23 protein-coding genes are annotated in these 26,867 nt (G+C 61.0%); 16 read left to right on the plus strand and 7 right to left on the minus strand.

Going from position 1 to position 26,867, the window contains the following annotated elements; genetic code table 11:
* Window positions 1–23 precede the first annotated feature (23 nt).
* The 11 genes from K8B33_RS00120 to K8B33_RS00170 all read left to right on the plus strand — a co-directional run bounded on the left by K8B33_RS00120 (window position 24) and on the right by K8B33_RS00170 (window position 15,179).
* Complete coding sequence (locus K8B33_RS00120; RefSeq protein WP_223421909.1) at window positions 24–377, plus strand: DUF6482 family protein; 354 nt, start codon at window positions 24–26, stop codon at window positions 375–377.
* A gap of 79 nt (window positions 378–456) precedes the next feature.
* On the plus strand, window positions 457–2,136 hold the full coding sequence (locus K8B33_RS00125) for a Na/Pi cotransporter family protein (RefSeq protein WP_223421912.1): 1,680 nt from the start codon (window positions 457–459) through the stop codon (window positions 2,134–2,136).
* Window positions 2,137–2,389: 253 nt separating this feature from the next.
* Complete coding sequence (locus K8B33_RS00130) at window positions 2,390–3,424, plus strand: AraC family transcriptional regulator (protein WP_223421914.1); 1,035 nt, start codon at window positions 2,390–2,392, stop codon at window positions 3,422–3,424.
* Window positions 3,421–4,137 (plus strand): type II secretion system protein N, encoded by a 717-nt coding sequence (gene gspN, locus K8B33_RS00135; protein WP_223421916.1) that lies wholly within the window; start codon window positions 3,421–3,423, stop codon window positions 4,135–4,137. Before K8B33_RS00130 ends, gspN begins: the two co-directional genes overlap by 4 nt.
* 109 nt (window positions 4,138–4,246) lie before the next feature.
* Complete coding sequence (locus tag K8B33_RS00140; RefSeq protein WP_223421918.1) at window positions 4,247–5,275, plus strand: helix-turn-helix domain-containing protein; 1,029 nt, start codon at window positions 4,247–4,249, stop codon at window positions 5,273–5,275.
* 284 nt (window positions 5,276–5,559) lie between these two features.
* Complete coding sequence (locus K8B33_RS00145; RefSeq protein ID WP_223421921.1) at window positions 5,560–7,368, plus strand: choice-of-anchor D domain-containing protein; 1,809 nt, start codon at window positions 5,560–5,562, stop codon at window positions 7,366–7,368.
* 62 nt (window positions 7,369–7,430) lie between these two features.
* Window positions 7,431–8,636 (plus strand): DUF6801 domain-containing protein, encoded by a 1,206-nt coding sequence (locus K8B33_RS00150; RefSeq protein WP_223421923.1) that lies wholly within the window; start codon window positions 7,431–7,433, stop codon window positions 8,634–8,636.
* Window positions 8,633–9,868: a lipase family protein gene (locus tag K8B33_RS00155; protein ID WP_223421925.1), complete on the plus strand. Its 1,236-nt coding sequence runs from the start codon at window positions 8,633–8,635 to the stop codon at window positions 9,866–9,868. Before K8B33_RS00150 ends, K8B33_RS00155 begins: the two co-directional genes overlap by 4 nt.
* Window positions 9,869–9,890: 22 nt before the next feature.
* A complete protein-coding gene (locus K8B33_RS00160) occupies window positions 9,891–11,228 on the plus strand; it encodes an OmpP1/FadL family transporter (protein ID WP_223421928.1) in 1,338 nt (445 codons plus the stop codon).
* A gap of 23 nt (window positions 11,229–11,251) precedes the next feature.
* Window positions 11,252–14,395, plus strand: a complete 3,144-nt coding sequence (locus K8B33_RS00165) for an Ig-like domain-containing protein (protein ID WP_223421931.1) — start codon at window positions 11,252–11,254, stop codon at window positions 14,393–14,395.
* A gap of 142 nt (window positions 14,396–14,537) precedes the next feature.
* Window positions 14,538–15,179 (plus strand): outer membrane beta-barrel protein, encoded by a 642-nt coding sequence (locus K8B33_RS00170; protein WP_223421933.1) that lies wholly within the window; start codon window positions 14,538–14,540, stop codon window positions 15,177–15,179.
* Window positions 15,180–15,235: 56 nt separating this feature from the next.
* On the opposite strand, the gene K8B33_RS00175 is transcribed toward K8B33_RS00170, so the two are convergent.
* The 3 genes from K8B33_RS00175 to K8B33_RS00185 all read right to left on the minus strand — a co-directional run bounded on the left by K8B33_RS00175 (window position 15,236) and on the right by K8B33_RS00185 (window position 18,385).
* Entirely contained in the window at window positions 15,236–16,795 is a 1,560-nt protein-coding gene (locus K8B33_RS00175; RefSeq protein ID WP_223421936.1) for a cryptochrome/photolyase family protein, read from the minus strand.
* A 3-nt stretch (window positions 16,796–16,798) separates the two neighbouring features.
* Entirely contained in the window at window positions 16,799–17,359 is a 561-nt protein-coding gene (gene folE / locus K8B33_RS00180; RefSeq protein ID WP_223421938.1) for a GTP cyclohydrolase I FolE, read from the minus strand.
* A gap of 123 nt (window positions 17,360–17,482) precedes the next feature.
* Window positions 17,483–18,385 carry an SDR family oxidoreductase gene (locus K8B33_RS00185; RefSeq protein ID WP_223421941.1) on the minus strand — a complete coding sequence of 301 codons (903 nt, stop codon included), beginning with the start codon at window positions 18,383–18,385 and terminating at the stop codon, window positions 17,483–17,485.
* A 267-nt stretch (window positions 18,386–18,652) separates the two neighbouring features.
* Between K8B33_RS00185 and K8B33_RS00190 the strand changes: the two genes are divergently transcribed.
* Both K8B33_RS00190 and purU read left to right on the plus strand, forming a co-directional pair.
* Window positions 18,653–19,672, plus strand: coding sequence for an AraC family transcriptional regulator (locus tag K8B33_RS00190; protein WP_223421944.1), 1,020 nt, complete (start codon window positions 18,653–18,655; stop codon window positions 19,670–19,672).
* Window positions 19,659–20,561 (plus strand): formyltetrahydrofolate deformylase, encoded by a 903-nt coding sequence (purU, locus tag K8B33_RS00195; protein ID WP_263284471.1) that lies wholly within the window; start codon window positions 19,659–19,661, stop codon window positions 20,559–20,561. The genes K8B33_RS00190 and purU overlap by 14 nt, the downstream gene beginning before the upstream one ends.
* A gap of 5 nt (window positions 20,562–20,566) precedes the next feature.
* Here the strand turns inward: purU and K8B33_RS00200 are convergent, their stop codons facing one another.
* Window positions 20,567–21,313, minus strand: coding sequence for an outer membrane beta-barrel protein (locus tag K8B33_RS00200; RefSeq protein ID WP_223421947.1), 747 nt, complete (start codon window positions 21,311–21,313; stop codon window positions 20,567–20,569).
* Window positions 21,314–21,387: 74 nt separating this feature from the next.
* Here K8B33_RS00200 and rlmM point away from each other — a divergent pair, with 74 nt between their 5' ends.
* The gene (rlmM, locus tag K8B33_RS00205) at window positions 21,388–22,458 is read left to right on the plus strand and encodes a 23S rRNA (cytidine(2498)-2'-O)-methyltransferase RlmM (protein WP_223421949.1); all 1,071 of its coding nucleotides are present in this window, start codon (window positions 21,388–21,390) and stop codon (window positions 22,456–22,458) included.
* Here the strand turns inward: rlmM and K8B33_RS00210 are convergent.
* A complete protein-coding gene (locus K8B33_RS00210) occupies window positions 22,455–22,751 on the minus strand; it encodes an antibiotic biosynthesis monooxygenase family protein (RefSeq protein ID WP_223421952.1) in 297 nt (98 codons plus the stop codon). The two genes, rlmM and K8B33_RS00210, sit on opposite strands and share 4 nt — an antisense overlap.
* Before the next feature lie 79 nt (window positions 22,752–22,830).
* On the opposite strand from K8B33_RS00210, the gene K8B33_RS00215 reads away from it, so the two are divergent.
* Together K8B33_RS00215 and tusA are read left to right on the plus strand one after the other, a co-directional pair.
* Entirely contained in the window at window positions 22,831–24,093 is a 1,263-nt protein-coding gene (locus tag K8B33_RS00215; RefSeq protein WP_223421955.1) for an MFS transporter, read from the plus strand.
* A 73-nt stretch (window positions 24,094–24,166) separates the two neighbouring features.
* Complete coding sequence (tusA, locus tag K8B33_RS00220) at window positions 24,167–24,421, plus strand: sulfurtransferase TusA (protein ID WP_223421957.1); 255 nt, start codon at window positions 24,167–24,169, stop codon at window positions 24,419–24,421.
* A gap of 193 nt (window positions 24,422–24,614) precedes the next feature.
* Here the strand turns inward: tusA and K8B33_RS00225 are convergent, their stop codons facing one another.
* Together K8B33_RS00225 and K8B33_RS00230 are read right to left on the minus strand one after the other, a co-directional pair.
* The gene (locus K8B33_RS00225) at window positions 24,615–25,346 is read right to left on the minus strand and encodes a hypothetical protein (protein ID WP_223421960.1); all 732 of its coding nucleotides are present in this window, start codon (window positions 25,344–25,346) and stop codon (window positions 24,615–24,617) included.
* A 117-nt stretch (window positions 25,347–25,463) separates the two neighbouring features.
* On the minus strand, window positions 25,464–26,855 hold the full coding sequence (locus K8B33_RS00230; RefSeq protein ID WP_223421962.1) for an MATE family efflux transporter: 1,392 nt from the start codon (window positions 26,853–26,855) through the stop codon (window positions 25,464–25,466).
* Window positions 26,856–26,867: the final 12 nt, after the last annotated feature.

The raw sequence follows: 26,867 nt of genomic DNA on the forward strand, positions 1-26,867 counted from the left end.
TTGGTCGAGGCATGCTCAACAGCATGAAAATGTCGATCAGCCAGCTCAAGAATATTGTTGTCGGGCGCCTGCGGATCCGTTCGGTGGACCTGTCTCTGTACACCGTGGAAGTGCAGTTGGGCGGTGACTGGCATGTGCTGGCTGATGATGACGGCAAGGTGCTCAGCTTCCGCAGTATGGAGGCCGTGCGCAAAGCACTGTCCTGCCTGAAAGTCCTCGAGGCAACGTTACTGCATGCCTCGCCGTACAACGAAATGATCGGCATCGAACCCAGTCGGGTCCCACCTATGGAAGTGCCCATCGATTGGCCGGGCCCCGCCGGCACTACCGCGCGGCGGCGCATGCGTCGTGGCGGTTTTGGTGGTGCGCTGCGTTGATGACCTGGGTCATCGTGCTGATCCGTCAGGTTATCGTATAGTAAGGCTCTGAACTCATTGCACGGAGCCTGATGACCTGATGCTGGACGCATGGCAGTTGTTGGCGGGTCTTGGCCTGTTCCTGCTTGGCATGGATTACATTGAACGGGGCCTCAAGGGACTGGGCAATGACGTGCTGGTGCGGGTGTTGCGTGGCAGCACCGGGCGCGCCTGGACCGGCGTCCTGGTGGGCGCAGCGGCCACTGCACTGATGCAGAGCAGCTCGCTGGTTGGTCTGCTGGTGCTGGCCTTTGTGGGCGCGGGCATCATGCCCATGAAGAACGCCCTCGGCGTTGTGGTGGGCACCCATGTCGGCACCACTGTCACAGGCTGGATCGTCGCCACCGTCGGTTTCAAGCTGGATATGGGGGCCTTGTCCCTGCCGCTGCTGGGGCTTGGCGGGCTGGGTGTTGCCATGCTGGCCGAACACAATCGCCCCGGTGCCGCGGCGCGTCTGTTGCTGGGTTTCGGTCTGTTGTTGTCCGGCCTGGGGTTCATGAAAGAAGGCGTTGAGACCTTCGCCTCCACGGTGGACATGGTCTGGCTCGCCGATTATCCGGTAGCAATTTTTGCTGTGGTGGGGCTGGTACTGGCGACGCTGCTGCAATCCAGTTCTGCGACTATGATGATCAGTCTGTCAGCCTTGCACGCTGGCGTGATCACGCTACCCATGGGCGCGGCGATTACCATCGGCGCACACATCGGTACTACCAGTACCATGGCGCTGGGCGCGTTGCGCGGCGATGCCGCCAGCCGCCGGGTTGCGGTGTTCAATGTCATCTACAGTACGGCCACGGCGGTGTTTGCCTTGCTGGTGCTGTTGCCCTTCGTTGCACCAATGCAAGCCTGGCTGGGCATCGAAGATCCGCTCTACAGCCTGGTGGCCTTTCATACCCTCTTTACGCTGCTCGGTGTGTTGATGTTCTATCCTTTGCTGGGCTACGCCGCGCCGTTGCTGGAAAAGTATGTGGCGGGCCGTCGCAACCAGGTCAGCCAGTTTGTCAGCAAGGTGCCGCCGTCCATCAGTGAGGCCGCCGTGGCAGGTCTCGAAAAAGAAACGCTGCATGCGCTGGGGCGGGCCATGCAGCTGACGGCCAGCGCATTTGGTGGTCGAACAGGGCAGGCGTTGCGCCCCGCCTCGGTGCCGCGCCGGCGTCTGACCGGTGCGCCCGGTTTTCTGGATGAGTACCAGGCGCTGAAAAATCTGGAAGGCGAAATCCTGACATTCATTACTGCCATGCAGACCAGCGAGCTGTCGTCTGCACAGGCCGAGCGGGTCAGCGCACTGGCCGCCGCGACGCGCGACGCCGTGTACGCCTCCAAGGCGGTCAAGGATGTGCGCAGTAACCTGGATGATATGCGTTTGCGCACAGCCACCAGCGCCTGGGTCAGCGACTTGAGTGCGCATGTGCTGTCGACGCTGAACACGCTGGAGACGTTGCTGATTGGAAAGATGGGTTTGTCGGGGCATGAAGCGCCGCACAGTGGCGTCTCGGCGAACACACTCGCGGCGCTGACAGAGCGCCACAGCGACACGATGCGTCAGTTGCTGATGCAGCTTCAGCAACGTGGGTGGCAGGGCTTGCTGCACTCAACGGCACTCAACGTGATTCGGGAGCTCGATCAGAACCTGATAGGGCTGATACGCGCCGTGCAGGCCTGTATGAACACCGAAAGCTCCCCGGATGTTGAGCCAGTGGACACAGAAATACAGGGCTGAAGCTGGCGCGAACGTACTGCTTCCGCCCTGGTGAATGTGCGCTGGTTCACGAAACATGTCTTTCTTTCCGCCTTTTTACAAAATTAATAATTCGTGCCCGCTTTTGACAAGAATCTTGTCGATCAGATCAATGAATGCCCGCGCAGGAGAATAATAATAAGACAGGAAGGCAATAATAAGAAAATGACGAACTGGGGGGAATAACAACTAACCTGTATCTGGCGCGAGAAAAATAATGTACAGAGCAGACAGCATGGCATTTGAAGTGCCTATTATATCAGTTCGTTATGTGCGCGCGTTTGTCAGCTTCATGGAAAGTAGAGGCATCAGTCGGCAGATGCTTCTCACTGGTACGGGCGTGCGCGAAACGACACTGGATGACCCCAATCGATTCTTCTCCATGGTTCAGGTTGTGCGCGTGCTCGGCCGTGCGGAAATGCTGCTGGAGGATGACCAGTCAGGCTTTGCATTTGGTCAACGCCTTGATCTGCAAGGTCACGGCGTACTCGGGTTCGCGTTGTTGCAGCAACGCGATCATCGCACGTTGATAAGAATGATCGTGGACTACCTTCGTGTCGCCCTGCCGATTATGGACATGCGTATCAAGTGTTTCGGTGATGAGGTCAGTATTGCTCTCGCCGATACCTGGGAGCTTGGGGCGTTACGCCCCTTTGTGGCCAAAATGTACATGGGCAGCATTCATACGCTGGCGTCTCTGGTGTGTCGCGATTTCGTATTCGAGTTCGATTTTCCGGCAGACAAAAGCACATCCTCATGGTTGACCCTCACACGCGGTGCCGAAGTGCGTTTCGGCTGTGATAAGAACCGCATTGTAATGCCGCTGTCCGGGTACCGGCCGTGGGGTAACGAAGATGGTCTGGCGCGTCGCCTGGCGGCAGCGAGGTCGAGAGAAAGCATCGAGGTCGACACACACCGGGATACGGGCACGCTGCAATCAGGAAGTGCGGTGGAAGTCGTTGTGCGCGTGAAGCAGCACGTCATGAATAACCCGGGCCGCAATGGCTCGCTGGATCGTGTTGCGGATGAGTTGGGCATGAGCCCGAGATCGGTGCGCTATCATCTGAATCTGGCCGGTTTCGCCTTTCATGATATTCGCAACAGCATCAGGGAGACCTATGCGACCCGCTACCTCAAGGATACGCGTTTGCCGTTGAGTCGCATTGCCGAGAAGGTGGGCTACAGTGACCAGGCCAGCTTCACGAAGGCCTACCGGGGCTGGACGGGTAAGACACCGGGCGATGTCAGGCGTGCAAGCAGAATGCTATGACGGTGAGCGAGCGCGTGCTACTGAGTGCGGTATTTCTTGTCAGTCTCTGCGGCTTTCTGCTTGCCGGTATTCCTGCCGCAACGGTGCTTTCTCCGCTACTGACAATGGATGCAGAATCAGAACGCCCGATCATTACACGTGTACAGGGCGTCTGGTGGGATGGTGCTGTGCAGGGCAGGTGGCGGGAACACCACTTCCTGGCACGCTGGAGGCTGGAACGGCGTGGCCTCTCGCCCGGTGTGCGCTTGAGCATTGATGCGGGCGGCTTCGATGCCTCGGGTTGGGCGGGTCGCGGTTCGCGAGATTGGCGCCTGGAGCAGTGGCTCGTGACGTTGCCCGTCATGCTCGTGGAGGACCTGCTGCCAGATGTGAGTGCCGACGGTATCTTTGAAATTGATATAGAGGCGTTGGCACTGAGCAACAGCACGCTGAAACACGTCGATGGCAAGCTCCGCTATGGTGGTGGAAAGGTATCCTGGCGGGAACTGGAGAGTGTCAGTGTGCCAGCCCTGGACGGCGTGCTGGGCATGGTGGAGGGCCGGCCCGAATTTTCCATGGCGGGGCCGGCGGGCGAGACACTGATGCAGGCACGGTTGGGGCAAGATGAAGTGTCGTTACGTATTTATACGGCGTTGCTACAGTTATTTGGCATGACCGAGGACGGTGACCCGGCGAGTGAAATATTCCATAACACGTATGCGTTCCCCCATTGACAAGCAAGGCGGCATTCTGGACAAGACGCGCCGGCGTCGGGGACACGATAATCTGCAATATGTATAGATTTTCAGGTGTTCCGGCACATCGAGGTGGGCGACATCCGTCATGTTGCATAAGAAGAACAGCACGGCCTACGAAGTACCTTTGATTCCCGTGCGCTATGCACGCCAGTTTCTGGATTTTGTTGGCGCACAGGGTATCGCGAGAGATGCCGTGCTGTATGGCGCTGAGTTGGATATTCGGGAACTGGATAACCCGGATATGATGCTGAACATGCGACAAACCATCCAGATCCTTGATCAGGCGCGTCGATTGCTCGACGATGAGCGTGCCGGTTTCCGCTTTGGTCAGAAGCTGGATCTGCTCGGGCATGGGCTGCTGGGTTTCTCCTTGCTCTGGCAGCAGGATCAACGTGATCTGATCAGAATGCATGTGCAGTACATTCGTGTCGCGCTGCCCATTATGGATATGGATATCCAGTGTGTCGGTGGAGAGATTCGCGTCCGGCTGCATGATGTGTGGGATCTTGGTGGTTTGCGACCCTTCATTGTGGCCGTTTACATGGGCAGCGTTCATTCACTGGCCTCTCTGGTATGCCGGCATCTGCGTTTCGAGTTCGATTTTCATGCACAGCGCCCCGCGAACGAGTGGGAAAGCATGGTTGAAGGCTCGAGTATGGTGTTCGGTGCACCTGTCAGCCAGGTATTGATGCCGCTTTCAGGGCGGCCGCCCTGGAGCAATGATGCGTCGCTCTCCTACTATCTGGCCGGTGCGCGCTCGCGCGAATCCTTGCAGGCCAATGGCGATATGGAGGTGGTCGCACTGGTTCGCCAGAAGTTGCTGGATAACCCGGGGCGCGACAGCACCCTGGAGCGGGTGGCGGAGCGTCTGGAGATGAGCCCCCGCTCTGTGCGCCATCACCTGCGCCGGGCCGGGGCGTCCTTCCATGGTATGCGCAATGAGATACGCGAGGCCTTTGCGACACGCTACCTGACGGAAACTTATCTTTCCTTGCAACGTATTGCCGAGGTGCTCGGGTATAGCGATCAGGCCAGTTTTACCAAAGCCTATCGGGTCTGGACGGGCACGACGCCCGGTGAGGTTCGTCGTCGCAAAAAGAAAAACGATGCATGATGTAGCACCGGTCATGACGTGTTTCACAGGTTTTTCCATCATTCCCGATTTGACAACATCATTGCCGTTTACATCAATGACCCCCTCCGTCTCCCCGAACAGATAATGATCGCGCTGATTATGCTTCGTTGTTTTGAGCATTCCCTATCGGAGCATTCTGCATCAAGAACGCCAATAACAGGGATACGGAGGAAAGTATCATGGAGTCCACAAGTAACAGACGCCCGCCATGCGGGATAAGAAAGAAACTGGCCACAGCTGTTTTGATAGCGGCTGCCGGCGGTATGGGCAGCAGCGTCGCCATCGCTAATTCGGTCGATGTTGATCTGCAGCTGATGTACAGCTGTGAATATCCTTTGATCGGTGTGCAACCACTGAGTGCGGACATCAGTTCGCATATGCCGCTCACCATACCCGTCAACGAGCCCACCGGGGCGTTTGATCTGAATATCGTTGCCACGGCGATGGGCAATACCTGGACCGGGCTGAATATCGTCAGCGCCACGACGATTGAAGGCATGGCCTACGCCGATTCGAATCTGTCCGGCAATAACCTCAATCTTGATCTGACCGTGCCGATGATCATTGATCAGCAGCCGGTGCCTCCGTCCGCCGGGGATTTCGACTTGATCGCCTATGGCGAAACGCCATCACTGACCTTCATGGAGAATAATGAAGGGGAGGTGATCATTGCGGTCGAAGACAATTTGCGTATGGCCATGATCGCGCGCCGTGCCGATGGCAGCTACGTTGATTTCGGCGGCAGCTGGCACTCGGACCCGGATAACCCGGAAGCCTTTATCGTGTCCTGCGCAGTAGATGCCGGACAGGATCAGGAGCTGCATCGCTTTACGGTGGGTGGCGATACGCCGACAGAACCGCGTATCAGCGTGACGCCGGACGAGCTCGATTTCGGCAATGTTCAGGGTGGTCTGACCGTCACGGAATCTGTCACCGTCTCCAATACGGGCGGCGCAGAGCTGGGTATCAACAATATTACCCTGGCAGGTCCTGATGCCGGTGCGTTCTCTGAAAGCAACGATTGCACCACCGTTGCGGCCGGCGACAGCTGCACGATTGATGTGACCTTCTATCCTGTCAATGAGGACAGCTTCAGCGCGGAACTGGTGATCGAGTCCAACGACGCCGAAGAGCCGAGCGTCTCTGTGGCGCTGATGGGTTCCAGTGTCATGACACCGACCCCGGAGATCACCGTGAACCCGGAGTCTGTCAGCTTCGGCATGGTGCAGGTCGGCGACGCCGCGACGCAGACGGTGACGATAGGCAACACGGGCCTGGAATCCTTGTTTGTCGACAGCATCAGCATTACCGGTTCTGAAGCCAGCGAGTTTATTGAAAACAATGACTGCACGACGGTCGCGCCGGATGCAACCTGCGCCATCACCATCTCTTTCTCGCCCACGGCCACCGGCAATCGCGCGGCCACGCTTGAAATCGAATCCAACGCGGCGGACACCGCCACGCTGGTGCCGCTGAGCGGTCAGGGTTCCACCGGGGGCGGGAATACCGTCGATTTCCCGATGAGCCTGACAGGTGAGTCTTTCATCAAGAAACCTCACGGCACGGTACCGCTGACGGGTGGCATTCAAGCCGTGCTGGATCTGGCAACGGGTGACTTCGTCGCTGATCTCACGCTTGATCCGTCCCACGGCGAATTCGAGATTCTCTATCCGCTTTACAATATTCCGTTCCTCGGTCCGATCATGGGCTGGATTACATCGGACGCGGATGTGGAGTTCGAGATGGTCGGGCAAACCACCGGCACCCTGGTGGATGGCGTGCTCACCGCTCACGCGACCATGTATATCAAACTGCCGCGCGTGCGAGTGATCGGCCTGGGTATCCCGCTGCCGATTGGCGGGGGTGATGAGTGCCGGACCAGCGAAGCGATCGAGATTGAGCTGAAGACGCCTGAAGGCGAGCAGTTTGATCCCTTCCTGGGCGGTAACCTCGAGGCGACCTACACCCTGCCTCCGGTTGAAAACTGTGGTGGCTGGTTCGACGGCTTTATCAACATGTTCATGGCCGGTCCGGATAACACCATTCATGTCTCACTTGAGGCTGACCTCTGAAGTCAGTCCCCCGGATTGCCTGGCCTGCCTGGGCAATCCGGCTTTTTTTTCGGGATACCTGCATGAAATCAGTGATACGGCCGGGCCGACTGATCAGCACCTGTGTGCTGTCTGCGGCGTTCTGGGGCGGCATCGCCACCCTGGCACCGGCTCATGCCGAAGACGATACCCCCTCATTGATGCTGGAGTACACCTGTGTATTCCCGCTGCTGGAAGAACAGCCCCTCACGGTGGCGATCACCGCCGAGATACCGGATACGGTGCCGGTGGGTGAGTTGACGGAGGCGTTCCGGATAAACGCCGAGGCGTTGGTCAGCGGGCAAGCTGGCAATGCGCTGGATTTTCTCGGTTCGCGCACGCTTTCGGGCACGGTTCAGGCTCAGGCCCGGATCGACGGCCCCGCGTTGACGCTGGACCTCTCGGTGCCCATGACGGTGCCCGAGCAAGCCATGCCGGGAGCGCCCGGCGATTTTCAGATTGACGCGCAGGGCGAGACGCCGCCGTTGATATTTGAACAACAGAATGCGGGCGAGGTGGCGATCAGGGTTGAGCATCTGGTCATGACACTGCGACCGCTGGACGCGCAGGGCGCGCTGACCGGTATCGGCGAATTCGAAGCCGAGTGTCTGCTTGAACCGGATCAGGATAACGTCCTGCATACCCTGATCGTGGGTGAAGGCAGCGCAGGCGGAGAATTTGCCTTGCCGATAAGCGGGCAGACGCTGATTCGTGCCGCAGACGGCACGGCGGCGTTACAGGGCCAGATCAGCGGCGTGCTGGAAGACGACGGCGCGCTGGCCGCCGACATGCATTTCGCGCCTGCCCACACCCGGCTGCACATGCGCTGGTTGTTGCGTTTGCTGACGGCCGACGCCGAGTTGCTGTTCGAGCCGGTGGCACAGACCCAGGGCCACCTCGACGGCGAAACCCTGACAACGGAAACGCTCATGCACGTGCGGGTGCCCGCCATCAGCGTGCGCATGCTGGGTCTGCCGTTGCTGTCGGGTGGCGGCGAAACCTGTCGAACCGCCACACCGATAACGCTGCATCTGGCAACCCCCTCCGGTGGTGCGTTTGACGTGGAAGCGGGAGGCGTTCTGGAGGGCGTCTATCTGGAGGGGACCTACGATATGCCGACGTTCGAGAATTGTGGCGGCCTGGAAAGCTTTATCAATCTGTTCATGACCGGCACGGGCAATCGTATGGCGCTGGCAATGGGCCTGGCACCGAGTCTGGCACCGGGCGCAACAGAGAGGACGCAACCATGATCGACGCAACCAGGATTGACACAAGACGCACCAGAGGACGTCTCACGGTGTTGCTGACCGCGCTGCTGACGGCGCTGTTGACGATAGTGATCAGCGGCCCGCTGATCGCCGTCGCCGATGACTGGTATCAGCCCCCGGTCCCGCTGCCTGCCGGTGAGCCGGGCGACATCATCAAAACGCGTGAGGTCAACGCGGGGCCGCCGTCCGCGCGCGCCATGGCACGTGCCTGGCAGGTCATGTACCGCTCCACGGATGCCCTCGGTGAAGCGAATGCGGTGACGGGCACGTTGGTGGTACCGCGCGCGGGCGATCCGGGCAGCATGCCGCTGATCGGCATGGGCCCGGGGACGCATGGGCCGGCGGCGCGCTGCGCACCTTCGCGCATGATCGACAAGGGTGCTTTTTATGAACAGGCCACCCTCAACGACATGCTGCAGCGTGGCTATGCCGTGCTGGTGACCGACTATGAGGGCTATCACCCGGACCCGGCCACCACCTACATGGTCGGCCGATCCATGGGCGCCGCCCTGATCAACGGCGTGCGTGCGGCGCAGCGCTTTCCCGAGGCCGGCCTTTCCGATCTGGCGCCCGTGCTGTTTCGTGGCTATTCCCAGGGCGGCGGTGCGGCGATGTGGGCCGGGCAGATGCAACCGGATTACGCGCCGACCCTGAATCTGGTGGGTGTGGCCGGGGGCGGTGTGCCCGCCAATCTGGCGGCGGTGGCGCTGCCGCTCAACGGGGAGCCCGGTTTTGGCGTCATGTTTTATGCCTTGCTGGGGCAGGACCATGCGTACCCCGAGCTGTCGTTGGCGCCCTTTGTGAATCAGGCGGGCATGGCGGCGTTGCAGGCAATGCAGGAGGACATGTGCGTGCTGGAGCTGCTGCAGGGGTTTGCGGGTATCACGCTGGATGATCTCACCGACATCAATCCCCTCAATGCCGAGCGTTTCAATCGCATTGCCGAGAACCAGCTTGGTGATCAACCCATTCCGGTGCCGGTGTATCTGTACCACGAGCAGCAGGACAGTCTGGTGGCCTATGGGCAGGCGCAAACCCTGCGCGATGACTACTGCGCCCTCGGCGTGGACGTGACCTGGCAAAGCCATGACACCGGCGGCGACACCGGCGTGATCCGTCATCTGAATCTGGTCTATCACGGCAATGAGGGCGTCAACGCCTTTATCGAACAGCGGCTGGCCGGGCAGCTGCCGGCATCCCATTGTTTTCCCTGAGCGGTATCGCGGAGGCAACCTTATGAAAATAACAACGATTGCGGGTACGTTTTTCGGTGCAGCGCTGAGCCTGGCGGCGACACCGACGCTGGCCGCCATGGGCAACGCGCCGTCCACCTACGGTGTGTTGCCTCATGATGTGGCCACGGCGCAAGCACTGTCCCTGTTCAGCACACAGGTCTCGTCGGTCTACTACAATCCCGCCGCCCTGGCGCGGGACGGCCGAGGTGAACTCACGGGCGGTCTGTTCCATGCGGACCATACCTTGCGTGCGGAAAGCCTCGGCGGCGCGGCGCCCGCGCAACGCAGTGGCAGTGTGCTGGACGACACCCCGTCGCAGCAGTTGTTGCTGGGTCTGAAAACCGATCTGAGCAACCTGACAACGTTCCGGCATCCCCTGTACCTCGGTTTCATGTTGGGATCAGAGCGGTATGCGCAGGAGATGCTGGCGTTCAATGCCGAGACATCCGAGTTCGGCCAGTTCCTGCACTACGGTCGGCAACCGTTGTTCCTGTCGATCGGCGTCGGCACCCAATTGTGGCGAGGCATTAATTTCGGCGCAGCGCTCCGGTTGACGCTGCACAGTGACGCCAAGCTGTATACCGAGACGAATCTCCAGGGAGATACCCGCCGCGAACGACTGGATGTCACCGCCGAGCCGGTGCTGCGGCCGATCCTCGGGTTCCACGTCAACATGGGCGAGACGTTCTGCAGCGTGCAAGACTGCTGGATGGATCATCTGGATATTGCACTGGGCTATCGCGGCTATTCCAACACCCGTGTGCGTGTGGATGCCGAGGCAGAAATTCCCGGCACCGTGACCGGGCCGGGACTTGAGCTGGCCATCAGAGCCATCGATTCATTTCAGCCGGAGATTACCACCCTGGGCATACAGTACGCGTTTGCTGGCCGCACCCGTGTGGGGCTGACCGGGGAATACCAGACATGGCAACGGCTGAGCCGCGAATTCGAAGGGGACACCGTGCGCGATCAGGCCGAAGCACGTTTTCGCGATATCGTGATTCCACGCCTCGGCCTTGAACACGACGTCAGTGAGCATTTTACCGTCAAGACTGGCGCCGCCTGGGAGCGTTCGGCGTTGCGCAGCACGCGCACCCCGGACGTCAATTATCTGGATAACGACAAGCTGGTGCTGGGTCTGGGTTTGAGCGTGGTGGCCCACCGCCTGCCGTTCATGGCGCATCCGGTACAGATTGATGTCGGCTACCAGTTCCATCATCTCAAACATCGCGAGTTTGATCTGGTGACGTCGGACCCGTCAGATCCCGACCCACTGGAAACCGTGCGCGCCAAGGGCGAGGTGCATGTTTTTGCGGGCAGCGTGACGCTGCGATTCTGACCGGGCGTAGTAAGGAGCACATCATGACAGGCATCAGGTTACCTGCATTCAATGCGCCGCTGATCGGGGCGCTGCTGATGAGCGCGCTGCTGCTGGCCGGTTGCGGGGATGACAAGGCGGACATCCGGCAAGGGCCGGATCGCTACGCCGGCCAGCAAGGGTTGGTATACAGCTATCCGGCGCCGCAACAGATTGAAGTGCCCGCGTCGGCACCGCTGGTGCTGCGCTTCAGCAGCGAGATCACCGCGTCGCACCCGGAGAGTCGTCTGACGTTACTGGATGGCGAGGGGGAGACGGTGGCGTTCAGCCATCGCGAGGTGGGCGAGGGGCGCGGCCTGGTGCTTGTGCCCGAGGCACGCCTGGCGCCCTTGAGTGAATACACCTTGCAGATCGAGGCACTGAGTCTGGCTGCCGGAGAGATGGCACCGACCAGCTTCTCGTTCACCACGGGCGCGGCCGCAGAAGGCCCGCGTGAACAGATGGCCAGCAGCACGGGTTTTACTGTGCAGCGTCAGATTCCGGATGGCGAGGCGTTGCCCATTCTGGCGTTCTCCAACTTCCGGTTGCTGTTTACGCAACCGCTGGCGCGGGACACGGTGCGCTATGGCGATACCCTGAGCCTGACCGACAGCGAGGGTGCGCTGGTGCCAGCGCAGGTGCTGGTGCGCGGGCGTCACCTGACGCTTGATCCCCTGACCGAGTTGCTGCCGGGTGAGGACTACACCCTGCAACTGCTCGGCGGCATCCGAAGTGCCTATGGTGATGCGCTGGACGCGTACAGCCTGACGTTCTCGCCGCAGGACACGGGGAATCGCTCCACCATGGTGCAGGAAGTGCCGGACGCGCAGGGCGGGGCAGTTGTGTCGCCGCTGACCGGCGAGCCGGTCAATATGGTGCCCATGGCCTCGGTATTGCTGGGCGAGGACAACAGCACCCAGCAGAGCGGCGACATACGGGCCGAGCTGGCCCATATCCCCACGTTTCCGGATACCTCGCCGTTGCGTATTGCGCGCGGCTCGCGCCTGAGCGGTACGTCTCTCGAGGTGCTGATTGGCGGCGCCGTGCCGGCCGGTTTCGACTCGGGCGCGGTGGAGATCCAGTTTGTATCGGACGCCATGGGTTACATGCTGGAGAATCCCTACAGCAGCCTGCCCGGTGCGCCGCGCTGGCTGAAACTGTACATGGACGTGGCCATTACCACGGAAGATCCCCGGGCCAATGCGGCCGTCACGCAGAACCTGATGCATCTTGAGCTGGTGGGCACCGTGTTTGTCGAGGAGGGCAGGCTGGTCGTCGATGCGGTGGGCGTGGCGGAGCCTCGTATCCTGGGCGACGAATCTGCGCGCAGTGTGCTGAGTTTTTCCATGCGCTCCTATCTGGATCAAAACCACCCGCCGCCCCCGTTGGACGACACGACGCCGCCCGAGCTGCAGAGCGGGCTGCCCGGCACCCACCCTGAGCTGATCCGTCCCGGCGATCCGCTGGTCCTGAATTTCACCAAGGTTCTCGACCCCACCACACTGGTCGGGCGTGTGCACCTGTATGAGAACGGTCTGCTGGCGGAGACGCCCCGTGTTCACACCGACGGTGCCGCCCTGGTCATTCGACCGGTGGAACCGTTGATCTACAGCCCTGATGCCACGCCGCGCGAATACAGCCTGGTGCTGGAGGACGGCATTACCGACCTGGCGGGCAATGCCCTGGCGGTGCAGGAAGATACGTTTGCCTTGCCGACCTTTGTCACGGAGCAGCCGCGTGCCCCGGTGGTGCTGAGTGCCTATCCGGGCTTCCCCTGCGTTACCGAACAAGCCGACCTGGCGAACCATGATGCCGGCCGTTGCCTGGGTGGGAAGCCGGACGACGATCACCTGCCGTTGGCGCGCCTGCCCGCGGATCGTTCCTTGAGGGTTACCTTCTCCCAGGACATGGATCCGGATTCGGTGACCGCAGACACCCTTGTGGTGGAGGAGATTGACGCCGCAGGCGATCCGGTGGGTGATCCGGTTGACGGCCAGGTGACGGTCGGGATGCGCACGCTGACGTTTACCCCGACCGCGCCCTGGACGGTCGGCAGTCTGTATCGCTATACCCTGCGTTCGTCCGAGCTGGATCCGGTCTGCGGCAGCGACGCCATCTGTGACCGGCGCGGCTTGCCGCTGCAAACCCGGTTACTGGCGCAAACCCCCGACGAGGCCGTGCCGGCGACGGCAGGCGGGCCGGATATGGCCATTCATTTTCTGGGCGCGCCGCCCTCACATGCCGTGATGCAAGCCTTGCGCAATCTGCCCGGGGCGGACGTGAATGCCAATTTCGTATTAGACGCCGGTGAGACGCTGCCCTCCGTGGACCCGATGGCGCTGGCAAACAGCACGCGGCTGTCACGCAATCCGGATGCCAACCCTGATGCTGATGGCACAGCGGCCTCGGGCAATGCCCTGCGCGATGCCAATGTGGGGTGTGGTTTTGATGCCGACGATGCGCCGCTGGATTGCCCTGACGAGACCTACCTGTTTCTGAACGGCAATCTGGATGTGGAGGTGTACGGCTATGTACCGCCGGAAGACATCGACGCGGCCGATCCGGGCATTCCCGACCAGGTCAAGGATCAGGGGGGTGTGCTGGCCTATATCCATCCCACCCAGGTGCTGCTGTCCGGCACTGTGGTGCACGTCGAGTTGTCAGATATCGCTGCATCGCTGAACTTTGAGGCGCTCCCCGCGCAGACAGGGCCGCAGGTCATGCGCATGCGTTATACCTGTAACGCGGCCTCTGGAGAGTGTGAAGCGCCGGATTACGGCCGCATCAAGGGGTGGATCGTTGAGGAGGCCGGCGAGGCGCGTTTCATGGCGCAACTGTCACTGTACCTGGACGCGCCGGAACTGGACCCCGAGGTCGTGAACCATAACCTGGGCGGTGAACTGTTGCCGGTGGCGCACAACCTGCGCAGCTATCCGCTGACGCTGGAGCTGAGCGGGGCGCTGACGTTTCTTGATGATGGCCGCCTGCAGATTCGACAGCAGAACCTGTCACCGATCGCGCTGACCATTGAGCTGGAAATCGGCCAGCCGGTGCTGCTGACCGGCGCGCTCTACCTCGGCATCGAGACCGGCGACGCGCAACTGGAGTATGTGTCTGAACCGATCATTTCAGCACCGGCAGAACCTTGAACCCGGGCACGCCCCGGTGCGCGAGGCAGACCGGGGTGTGACAAGGGGAGCCAGAACGATCAGGTTGCCGGGTGCTTGTGCCGATGATGACCGCGCGGTAGGCTTTCTGTGGGGCTATATCTACAAGATTGAGGGATTAATTATGAATAAAATCAATGGACTGGCTGCGGCCATCGCGTTGGCCGCCGTGCCTTTCGCGGCTTCAGCCCAAAGCCTGATTAGTTACGACTATTTGCAGCTGGACATTATCGTCGACGGCGAGCTCTCGGAGAGCGGATTCTCTGAGGATGTGGATGGCTTTGCGCTTGAGGGATCTGCTCTGCTGCACCCGAACGTATTCATTGCTGGTCAGAGTACACAGGGTTATTTCGATGACAGTGGTGATGATGCCGCATTTGATCAGTTCTCCTTCGGCGTGGGCGGGCGTTTTGGCCTGATGGAGAGCGCAAGCAGTGCCCTGGACGTTTATGGTGTCTTGAACTACGAGAACATATCTTTCTTGGGCGCCTCTTTCTCGGGTTTTGGCATTGGTGCAGGTCTGCGCTGGGCGCCGGCGGATCAGTTTGAAATCAATGCGTCTGTCAGCCATGTCGATTATGGCAAGAACGTGGGCGCTGAGATTGAGGCCCTGCGCTATCAGTTACGTGGCCTTTTCCACGCTACTGAAAATCTGTCTTTTGCTCTGGACTTCCGCTTTGAAGAGCTCGATATCGATTTCGGTGGCGGGGCTGGTGGTGATCTTGATTACGATCAGATTCGCCTGGGTGCCCGCTGGAATTTCTGAGGTATCGTACCAGCACGGGATGACCGGGAGTTCAGCCCCCTCCCGATCATCCCGGTTTACAAGGGAGGCTCAAGCTCGGCCTCTCCGGGTTTCCGCTTCAGCCTCGTCAGCAGCTTCTCCGCGCGCCGAAGGATGGCGTCACGTTTTTTGCCATCCATCTTCTCCCAACTCCGATAGATCATTGCCATCCGTGGGTGGTTCGCAAAGCGCTTCTCATGCCGCTGGATGAAATGCCAGTAGAGGCTGTTGAACGGGCAGCTATTGTCTTGTTCAGCAGTGCTGACAGAGTAGGGGCAGTCAGCGCAATAGTCGGACATGCGCTGTATGTATTTGCCGCTGGCGGCATAGGGTTTGGAGCCCAGATAGCCGCCGTCCGCATGCATGACCATGCCCAGGGTATTGGGTAACTCCACCCACTCATACGCGTCTGCGTAGACCGCCAGATACCATTCATGGATGGCTTTGACGTCCACACCCAGCAGCAGAGCCAGATTGCCGGTGACCATCAAGCGCTGGATGTGATGGGCGTAGGCGTGTTCGCGGGTGGCGCGGACCGCCTCGCTGACACAGCGCATGCGCGTGTTGCCGTCCCAGTAAAACCAGGGCAGCGGGGCATGGCTCTCCAGGCGGTTTTCGTCGAGATACCCGGGCATGGTCAGCCAGTAGATACCGCGCACGTATTCTCGCCAACCGATGATCTGCCGGATGAAACCTTCCACGGCATTCAGCGGTGCATGGCCGCTGTAGTAGCGCTCTGCGGCGGCATGGCAGACCTCACTGGGAGTCAGCAGGCCGCAGTTGATGGCCGGCGATAACACCGAATGAAACAGAAAGTCGTCGGCGCTGGTCATGGCATCCTGATAATCACCGAAGGCGGGCAGGCCCTTGTCCATGAAATGCGTCAGCGCCTGGCGTGCCTGCTTTCGCGTCACCGGTAACCAGAAGGGTGTGCTGTCACCGAAATGATCGGGGAAGTGTGTTTCGACATCCGCAATGACCGCGTCGGTGATGGCGTCTGGCGTAAACTGCATCGGGCGTGCGAGAGGGCGGCTGCCGTCAAAGCGTTTGCGGTTTTCGGCATCAAAATTCCACTGGCCGCCCTCGGGCTTGCCATCCGGGGTCATCAGCAGACCCGTCTGGCGACGCATGTCTCGGTAGAAGTACTCCATGCGCAGTTGCTTGCGGCCGCTGGCCCAATCAGCGAATTGCGCCTTGTCGCAGAGGAAGCGGTCGTCGGTGAGGATGTCGACGGGCAACTTCAGCTGCTCAGGCCAGCTGCGGATGTCCTGATCCAGTCGCCATTCGCCACACTCGGTGGTCACAATCCGTTCGCTGTCATGTTGCGCGGCGCTACGGGCCACGGCCGCCGCGATATCCGGCAGGCCATCGTTGATGGTGAAGTAGTCGACGTGCCAGCCCTTGCTGCGCAAGGTGTCGGCAAAGTGACGCATGGCCGAGAAGATCAGAATGATCTTCTTCTTGTGATGGCGCACATAGGTGGCCTCGGCCAGCACTTCCGCCATGACCACCTTGTCGCGCTTCGGGTCCGCCGCGGCGAGGCAGCTCAGGGTGTCGGTGAGCTGGTCGCCGAGGATCAGTACCAGCTTGCCACTCACGCCCTAGCCCTTGATCAGTGACAGGAACTCACTGCGGGCTGCGGCTGACTCCCGCAAGGTGCCCAGCATGACGGAGGTGGTGGTGGATGAGTGCTGCTTCTCCACACCGCGCATCATCATGCACAGATGTTGGGCATCCATCACCACCCCCACGCCTTTGGCGCCGGTGACTTCCTGGATGGCGTGGGCGACCTGGAATGTCAGTGTTTCCTGGATTTGCAGGCGGCGGGCAAACATGTCCACCACCCGTGCAAATTTGGACAGGCCCAACACTTTGCCATCCGGAATGTAGGCAATATGGCAGGTGCCGAAGAAAGGCAGAATATGGTGCTCGCACAGGGAATAGAATTCGATGCCGCGCACCACGACCATTTCGTCACTGGCCGATTCGAATACTGCGTTGTTGGTGACGTCTGACAGCGAGCGAGTGTAGCCCTCGGTCAGGAAAGACATGGCCTTGGCAGTGCGTTTGGGTGTGTCACGCAGGCCCTCGCGATCCGGGTCTTCGCCGATGTCGACAAGAATCTGACGGTAGTGCTCGGTAAGGCTGTTGATAGCGCTCATGGCCGCTTCCCCTCTTTATAATCCGCCGAGTATTCACGGATGTTGGTCAAGAGGGCGTCAACCGGCCGCCAGGGCGGCTGGTTGCGCGGCCATTCGCTCAGGTGCTTTCCTCAGGTGTTCTCCTCAAGTGTTCTGCAGATTGCCGAGCATTGCCATGATGGCTTCCTGGCCATTGCCGGGGTGGTCTGCATCGGTGAAGTCGGTGATCGCGGACCACTGCTCCACGATCGCCTCGGGGGTCAGGGGTTGCGAGATGGGGAAGCCGTGGCCTTTGGAGCGCTCCCAGTGCAGCTTGCCGATCCAGCCTGCCCCTACCTCATAGAGACTGCCGCTGTCGCGGTGCGCCTCATGGCAGAGCGTGAGCACCAGTGGCGTGACGAATTCGGGTTTCAGTTGCTCGACGATCTGTGGCGGCATGATGGTGGCGGTCATGCGGCTGCCGGCAATCGGGGCGATGGTGTTGACGACGATATTGCGCTTGGCCCCTTCGATGGCCAGGCTCTGGGCCATGCCATGCAGCCCCAGCTTGGCCATGGCGTAGTTGGCCTGGCCAAAGTTGCCATAGATGCCGGCAGCGGAGGCGGTGAAGATGATGCGCCCGTACTCCTGTTCCCGCAGATGGGGCCATGCGGCGTGGGTGACCTTGAAGGCGCCTTTGACATGCACGTTGTAGACCAGATCCCAGTCGTCCTCGGTCATGTTATGAAACGATTTATCGCGCAGAATGCCGGCGTTGTTGATGACGATGTCCACCCGGCCAAAGTTGTCCAGGGCGCATTGGACAATGCGGTCGCCGTCGGTCACGGAGTCATGGTTGGCGACAGCTTCGCCGCCGGCGGCGGTGATCTCGTCCACGACCTTGTCCGCCGCTGAGCGGTCGGCGCCCTCTCCGGTGGCGGAGCCGCCGAGATCGTTGATCACAACCCGGGCGCCCCGGGCGGCGAAGGCGAGTGCATGACTGCGGCCCAGACCGTTGCCAGCGCCGGTGACGATTACCACTTTGTCATCGAAATTCAGTGTGGACATCTGCTGTTTCCTCCTTGGCGGAAGATGGTATGGTCTGCGTCCTGCGGGGCTTCGCTCAATGACGTAATGTGCCAATCTGGCTGACATTAACTATCATGGTGCGTCGCGTGAGCGCTGAGCCCTCGGGTATGCCTGGATGATAGTGGCTGCGCCGTCTGTAGTGATATGATTTATAAAGAGAATTTCTGGTCGGTGGGAGCTGCGTTGCCGGGTTGCCCATCGGGGTGAACAAGAATTCAGGGCGGCGCGCGCCGCAATGGCATCAGGATGTTTAGACGCAACACCATCGCAATCAGTCACGTGATCCGTGTGCTTCAGGGGGCTGCGCGCTCCGGCGCCTCGATTCCGGCGCTGCTTGAAGCCGCCAGTATTCCCCGGGCGCTGCTGGACGACCCCGATGCCCGCATCGGGCGGGATGCCTTCATCCGTCTGATGCTGGAAGTGATGCAGCAGACTCAGGATGAGTTTCTGGGCTTCGGCCAGGGGCGCAAGTCGAAGCCCGGGACCTTCAGCATGATGGCCCATGCCGTCATCAATTGTTCCAATCTGGAGAAGGCCATACGCCGGGGCATCCAGTTCTACGACCTGTTTGACCTGCATGTGCACACTGAGCTGCATCGGGAGGGTGAGCGCGCCTGGCTGGTGGTCAAGGCTGATCCGCGTCTGGATTTCCGTGAGGTCATCATTGAATCAACGCTGATGTTGTCGCTGCGCTTCATGAGCTGGCTGGTGGGCAAGGCCATTGAAGGTCAGCGGGTGGAGTTCGATTTTGCCAAGAGCGGCCCGGTAGATGAAGATTACAAATCCGTGTTTGTCTGTCCGGTGGTCTTCGAATCCGAAACCAATGTGGTGATCTTCAACAGCGATTATCTGGATTTGCCACTGGTGCAGAACCAGTTGTCGCTGTCACGTTTTCTGAGGGACTCCCTGGCGCAGCTGATCGACGGCAATATCCACAACGTGGGGCTGCCGGCACAGATTCGTGCCATCATCTCCAAGGAATACGGCAATAATTTCCCGGATTTCTCGGAGATCTGCGAAAAGCTGAACATGACGCCGCAGACGTTGCGCCGGCGCCTGAAAGAGGGCAACACCAGTTATCAGGAGATCAAGGACACGATCCGTAAAGACGCCTCGATCTACTATCTGTCGAAACCGGACCTTTCCATTGATGAAATTGCGTTGTTGATGGGCTTCAGCGAAGCCAGCTCGTTCCATCGCGCCTTCAAGAAATGGACCGGCAAGACCCCGTCGGCGTACCGGAGAGAATATTTTGGCGAGCATTGAGCCGGACCTGAAGAGCGGCCAGGTGGTGGATGCCACCACGGCACGGCTGCTGATCACCTGTCCTGACCAGCCAGGCATCATCAGCGCGGTAAGCACCTTCCTGTATCACCATGGTGCCAATATTACCGACTTCGATCAGCACGCCTCTGATCCGGATTCCGGCACCTTCTTTTTGCGCATGGAATTCCAGACACCGGGCCTGGATTGCTCCTGGGATACGCTGAAAAATGCCTTCGAGTCACGGGTGGCACGGCAATACGGCATGGACTGGCAACTGACCCTGGCAGCGCAGAAGAAGCGCATGGCGATCATGGTGTCACGCCACGACCATGCGCTGATGGAGCTGCTCTGGCGCACCATGGGTGGCGATCTGCCGGCGACCATCAGCATGGTGATCAGCAATCATGATGATCTGCGTGGTGAGGTCGAGCGTTTCGGCATTCCGTATCACCATATTCCGGTGACCGCCGACAACAAGGCTGAAGCGGAGCAGCAGGCGCTGTCTTTACTGGAAGGGCAGGCGGATCTGGTTGTGCTGGCGCGTTACATGCAGATTCTCAGCCCGGCATTCGTGGCCCAACATCCGCACCGCATCATCAATATCCATCACTCGTTCTTGCCCGCCTTTGTGGGTGCCAATCCCTACCAGCAAGCCTGGGAGCGGGGCGTCAAACTGATTGGCGCCACCAGCCATTACGTGACCGATGACCTGGATCAGGGGCCGATCATCGAGCAGAACGTGGCGCGGGTGTCACACCGTCATGGCCCGGCAGACCTCAAGGCGCTGGGGCAGGATGTGGAGCGCAGTGTGTTACTGCGCGCCGTGCGCTGGCACCTGGAAGACCGCGTGATTGTGGATGGCAACAAGACGGTGGTGTTCGTCCGCTGAGGGCGTCAGAAGCGCAGATGCAGGCCCGCAGCGAAACTGTCCACATTCTCTGATTCGATCCGATAGCGGGTGACGTCCAGCACCAGACTGATGTCCTGGACCAGCGCCACATTGATGCCCAGGCCGGCATAGGTCCCGGTGCCGGACAGGCTGTCTGTGGCAGCAACGGGCTGCACCGTGACGCTACCCGTGCTGCCATTGTAGGTGAGCACACTGTTGTTGCGTGTCTTGGTCCGGTAGGCCAGCAAGCCGCCGCGAATATAAACGATCTTCTCATGCATCAGCCTGCCGCCGATCTCGAACCCGCTGATGTCCAGCCGGTCCTGGGCGCGGACATCCACGTCCTCGAGCGTGCCGATGCCGCCCGGCGGGGCCGCGATTTCCTGCGGGGTCGGGTCGCGGGTAAATTCGCTGTCCCGGGTGTCGCGTACGAACTGGCTGAGGGCACCTTCCAGGGCAACTTCCACGCCGTGGCGCTCAAGGCTGTTGAACCAGATGCCGCCGCGCAAACGGTACCCCTCGGCACGGCTGTCCTGATCAAACTGACGCAAGTCGGCCCGGGCGTACTGCACCTCGGCAAAGAGATCGACATCCGGCGGCGCAAGCGCGTCGCTGGCACCGGCGGCCGCGCCGTGCAGCATGGCAAGCGTCAGCAAGGCCCCACGCAGTGCCGGGCGAACAGCACTGGCGCGAGAGATCCAGGCAGAGATCAGGCGTGTGGGCGGCAGGGCCCTGAGAGCGAAAGGTGTCATAGTTGTTTTACTTTTGTTGTTTTACTTTTTAGAGAGACGACAATGGCGTTCATTGTAACCACCTGAGGTAACTCATGACCATCCTCGACAGTCTGCTGGTGCTTTGCCGGCCCGGTTTTGAGGCGGATTGCGCAGCAGAACTGACCCAGCGCACGGCGGAGCGGGGCATGGGCGGCTATGCCCGGGCCCGGCAAGACGCGGGCTGGCTGACCTGGCACACCCCCGGGCAGGATGCCGGGGTTCTGTGTAGCGGGTCTTCGGGGCGCCGGGGGCTGATCTTCCCGCGCACGGCCTGGCCGGTGGTGCAGGCATTCTCGGATTTGCCGCCTGCTGATCGCGTGACACCGCTGGTGGCGATGGCCCGGCCACTGGGGCCGTTCAGCGCTGTGCGCCTGGAATACCCGGACACCAATGAGGGCCGTGGCCTGCAACGCTTCATCAAGGGCTTTCGTCAGGCGTTTGAGCGGGCGCTCAAACAGCAAGGCCTGTTACAAGAAGTGCCGGACGAGAGCAGTGGGCGCATTCTGCACCTGTTCTTCGAGGATTCCGGGCGCGGCGTCATGGGCTGCGCCGATGCCGGGCAGATTTCGCTCTGGGAAAACGGTATTCCCCGCCTGCGGTTGCCTGCTGTGGCGCCCAGTCGCTCGGCGCTGAAACTGGAAGAGGCCTGGCTGACGTTGATGACACCCGCAGAGCGGGCCCACTGGCTGCGCGCTGGCCGCTCCGGCGTGGATCTCGGCGCCGCGCCCGGGGGCTGGACCTGGCAACTGGCGCGCCATGGTGTCCGGGTGACAGCGGTGGATCACGGCAAATTGGCGTCGCATCTGCTGTCGGACTACCCGGTGACCCATGTGTCCGGGGATGCGTTTACCTGGCGCGCGCCACGCACGCTGGACTGGCTGGTCTGCGACGTGGTGGACAAGCCATCACGCACGCTGGCGCTGATGGAGAAGTGGCTGGTCAACGGCTGGGCCAACGTGGCGGTGTTCAATCTGAAACTGCCGATGAAACAGCGCCACGCGACGGTGGATGAATTACTGCAGCGTCTGGAGGGCGCGTTGGCAAGCCGCAATACAGGGCATAGCGTTCGTGCCGCGCAGCTGTATCATGACCGCGAGGAGATTACCGTGGCCGTGGTGCGTTAATGGCGACCGTGCAGCGGCTCCAGCAGGGTAATGCGCTCGGGCTCTTCCAGAAACGGGCTGATATCGTTGAGCGCATCGCGGCGCTCACTGGAGTGCAGCCAGCGCATCCATGCCGCGCGACTCTGCCAGGCAGAAAGAATGAAGTGATGCTGCGGGCGATTGGCATCGCGCAATGATTCGCCGGAAAGATAGCCCGGCGCCCGGACGATCGCTTGCAGCATACCGGTAACGGCCTGGCTGTAGGGTTGTTCCAGCCCTTCGACAATCTGTCTTTCGATCAATACCCGAATCACGCGTGCATCTCCCCTGGTGCCGTTTTATCAGGGCGCAAGTGTAGCCAATGATGCGCTGGACAGGTAGAGGATGGACATGATGGCTTCTTCCCTGACGACATTGCGTCAGCATCCTGTCTGGCAGCATCGCTCCTTGCTGGGCGTGCTGGCATTGTTCTATTTTGCCCAGGGCCTGCCGTCGGGGCTGATGGCCAAGGCGCTGCCAGCGCTGGCCCGCGACGCGGGCATGTCGCTGCCGCATATCGGGCTGCTGAGCCTGGCGGCCTTGCCCTGGGCATTGAAGTTTATCTGGGCGCCCTGGGTCGACCGGGTCGGCGCCGGGCAACCGAATCACCGCAAGCGCTGGATCATCGGCTGTCAGGCGGCTGCCGCGATGGTGGTGCTGGGTGTGGCTCTGATTGATCCGGCGACGCTGTTCAGCACCCATCTGTTTATCCTGATCGGCCTGCTGGGGCTGCTGAATCTGTGCTGCGCGACCCAGGATATTGCGGCGGATGGCCTTGCCGTGCGGTTGCTGACGGCGCGCCTGCGCGGGCCAGGCAACAGCATTCAGGTGGCGGGCTACAAGCTCGGCATGATGCTCGGAGGCGGCGCCCTGTTGATCTGGGTGGGCCTGCTGGGCTGGACCACCACGTTTCTGCTGGTGGCGTTGCTGTTGCTGCTGATGCTGTGGCCGGTATCGCGTTTTCCGGAGCCCGCGACGCAGCAAGATCCGGCCAGCCGTCAGCGGCTGGATTTTCGCGCCTGGCGCCGGGAAATCACCCGTTTCTGGGGGCGGCCGGGCATGCTCTGGTGGTTGCTGTTGTTGCTGGGCTACAAGGTTGGCGACAGTTTCGGGTCGCGCATGCTCAAGCCGTTTCTGGTGGACAGTGGCTGGACCCTGCCGCAGATCGGCGTCCTGGATCTTTCCGTCTCTGTGGCAGGGCTGCTGGCCGCCGTGGTGGGTGGCCTGCTGATGATGCGGCTGGCGCGCCCGGTGGCGTTGACGGTATTTGGCCTGTTGCACGCGCTCGCCTTTGCCGGCTGGGCCTGGCTGGCGGCCGGCGAGGCGTCGACAGGGCAAATCTGGGCACTGGCCATGGCGGAGCAGTGTGCCGATGCCATGGCGACGGTCGCGCTGTTCACCGTGATGATGGATCAGTGCCGGGCCTGGCATGAGGGGGCGGATTACACCCTGCAGGCCTCCATGCAGTTGATGGCGGTGGGGCTGTTTGCGCTGGCCAGCGGCTTCAGTGCCGAGTGGCTGGGCTTCAGCGGCCATTTTCTGTTCTCGGCACTGCTGTGCCTGGCGGCTATAATGGCCATCCCGTTATGGTGGCGCAGCCAGCAAGCGCGTCGCTGATCAGGCCTGCAGGCTGACATGCAAGTTGAATAAGTCACACGCTGAATGAGCCACACGTTGAATGAGTTACACCATGACTGAACCCTCCACAGAACAGGCGCCAACGGCCCAGCATCATCTGGATGCCAGTGGTCTGGTATGCCCTGAGCCGGTGATGCTGCTGCACAACCGGGTGCGCGACATGGCTTCCGGCGAGGTGCTGGAGGTGCTGGCCACCGACCCGTCCACCACCCGTGACATTCCACGTTTCTGCCAGTTTCTCGGCCACACGCTGGCGCACCAGCGTGTGGAGGGGGCGCAGTTTCGCTTCTGGATTCGCAAGAAGTAGCCAACGACCAGACAAAAAAATACCCGCGCGCGATTCCGTTGTTCGCTGCGGGCATTCCATATTGGCGGTGAGCGCCGGATCAAAGAGAGGTGTTGCGACGTCTGATGTTGCCAGATTACGGGCCACGGCGCTGCGTCAGAAGTGGTATTCCCTGATTCCTGTGATAGCAAACCGCTATCACGGCGGGCTGTGGCTACTCTGCCAGGGTGGCAATGGCCGCCAGCGCCTCGGGGTCCTGGTCCTTGATGCGGTTGGCAATGCCGTGCTGGAAGAAGTAACAGAAGTCCGCATGGGTCTGGGCATCAGACAGGCAGGGGTCACCAGGGAGCACCGGCGTGCGGGTGATTTCTGTCTCATCGGCGACCAGCGCGTGGACTTCGCCGCGGGTGGTGAGCTGCCAGCTGACCACTTCCACCAGCCGGATCGTGTGAAAGCCGTCGCTGGAAAACACGGCATGGGTGCCGATGGTGTCGGGAATTTGCTGACCACTCGCGCCGTGACCGAAAAAGTCTACAGCAGCATTGAGTTCCTGCACCTTGTGATCGGGGATATCGGTGAACAGATAGTCGCTGCCCGGCAGGCGATAACCCATCCAGCGGCCATTGAGCGGGTCCTCCAGCTGTTCTGCGGCCACAACGCGTTTCAGCCAGGGCACCAGGGCGGTGATGCTGTCGTCATCAAGCATGGCCCAGGCGAGCACTTTCAATGAGAAGAGTTTGTCCGGGTGGCGATCGTTGGCGTAAAGCAGCTCTATGCCGTCGTATTCCGGCGACAGACGCACAATGTGTGCGGGCGGAGACAGGCCCGTATCATCGTGCCGGGCGCGGCGCTGGTTGCGGTGGTGGCATAGCGAGACAACCTTGTTGTCACCGGCTTTGCCGCCGTGCTCGCCGCTGTGGGGAGGCTGGTGGTGCATGTTGGGCATGTCGCCCTCCTTGCAGTGCGGTTCACCAGTTTGTTCGCACAGCCTGACGCGTCGTAAAAGCTGACTTGTCGTATAGCCTGACTTTACGTTAGCTGCTTGCGACGAGCGCCGCAAGTGCTAGCCGCCGCTGCCGCTGCCCGGAGCGCTGTTGCGCAGTAGTCGGTTCTGCAGCCGCATCCCCAACAGCACTGCCGCGCAGGTCAGGCCCGCCAGCAGGCCGATCCAGAACCCGGCCGGGCCCATGGCGGGCACCAGCAGATCGGTGCGGCCCAGCACGAACCCCAGCGGCAATCCGACACCCCAGTAGGCCAGCAGGGTATAGAACATCGGCACGGTAGTGTCCTCGAAGCCGCGCAGGGCGCCATTGGCCGTGACCTGGAAGGCATCCGACAACTGATACAGCGCGGCAAACAGCAGCAATCCGGCTGCCAACTGACGTACCTGCTCGTTATCGGTATAAATCGCCGGCACCTGGTGTCGCAGCAGCAACAGCAGCAGTGCCGCAGTCAGGCCGCAGAGCATGGTCAGCCACAGTGCCGTGCCGGTGGCTCTGACCACGGCAGCGTGATCCTTGCGGCCACGCTCATGGCCGATGCGTACGGTCACGGCGATGGCCATGCTTAACGGCACCATGAACAACAGTGAGGCGAAGTTCAGTGCAATCTGGTGGCTGGCCACCACCACCGGCCCGAGGCTGCTGATCAGCAGCGCGATCACGGCGAAGATACTGACCTCGAAAAAAATGGTCAGCCCCACCGGCAAGCCCAGTCGCAGCATGTAGCTCAGGGTGCGAGGCTCCAGTGATAGCTGGCGGAAGTTGAGTCGTGCGCGCTGGTACGTCTGGTGGCTGGCCACATAGCCGGCCATCATCAGGGCCATGCTCCACATCACCAGTGACGTGGCCCAGCCGCAGCCAACGCCGCCGAGGGCAGGGAAGCCCAGCTTGCCGTAGATCAGCACGTAATTGGCGGGCACGTTGATGACCAGCCCGATCACGCTGATCCACAGCACCGGCCGGGTATGGCTCATGGCCTCGGTATAACTGCGCAACGCCAGAAACAGGGCGACGGCGGGCATGCCCCAGCTCAGCGCGCTGAGATAGCCGAGCACCATGGGCCGCATGCTCTCGTCCACGTCCATCCAGTCCAGCACCGGGGCCATGCTGCGCAATACCGCAAAGCCCACCATGCCGAGGCCCAGCGCCAGCCAGAGGGCTTGCTGTGTCAGCGGGTTGATACGATGGTAAGCTGCGCCACCGAGATGGCGGGACAGAATGGGGGTCGTGCTCATCAGCACGCCGGCCATGAACAGGTAGACCGGCACCCAGATGCTGGCGCCCACCGCGACGGCCGCCAGATCGGTGGCGCTGACGCGGCCGGCCATGACGGTATCGACAAAGCCGTTGGCGGTCTGCGCCAGCTGGCCGCCCAGGATGGGCAGCGCCAGACGCAACAGCAACGTCAACTCGGTACGGCGTTCAGCGGAAACAGGTAACCAGGACACAGGCACGGGAAGGGTCTC

Origin of the sequence: Alcanivorax limicola (assembly GCF_019931215.1) — a bacterium.
In the GTDB taxonomy this organism is placed as follows: domain Bacteria; phylum Pseudomonadota; class Gammaproteobacteria; order Pseudomonadales; family Alcanivoracaceae; genus Isoalcanivorax; species Isoalcanivorax limicola.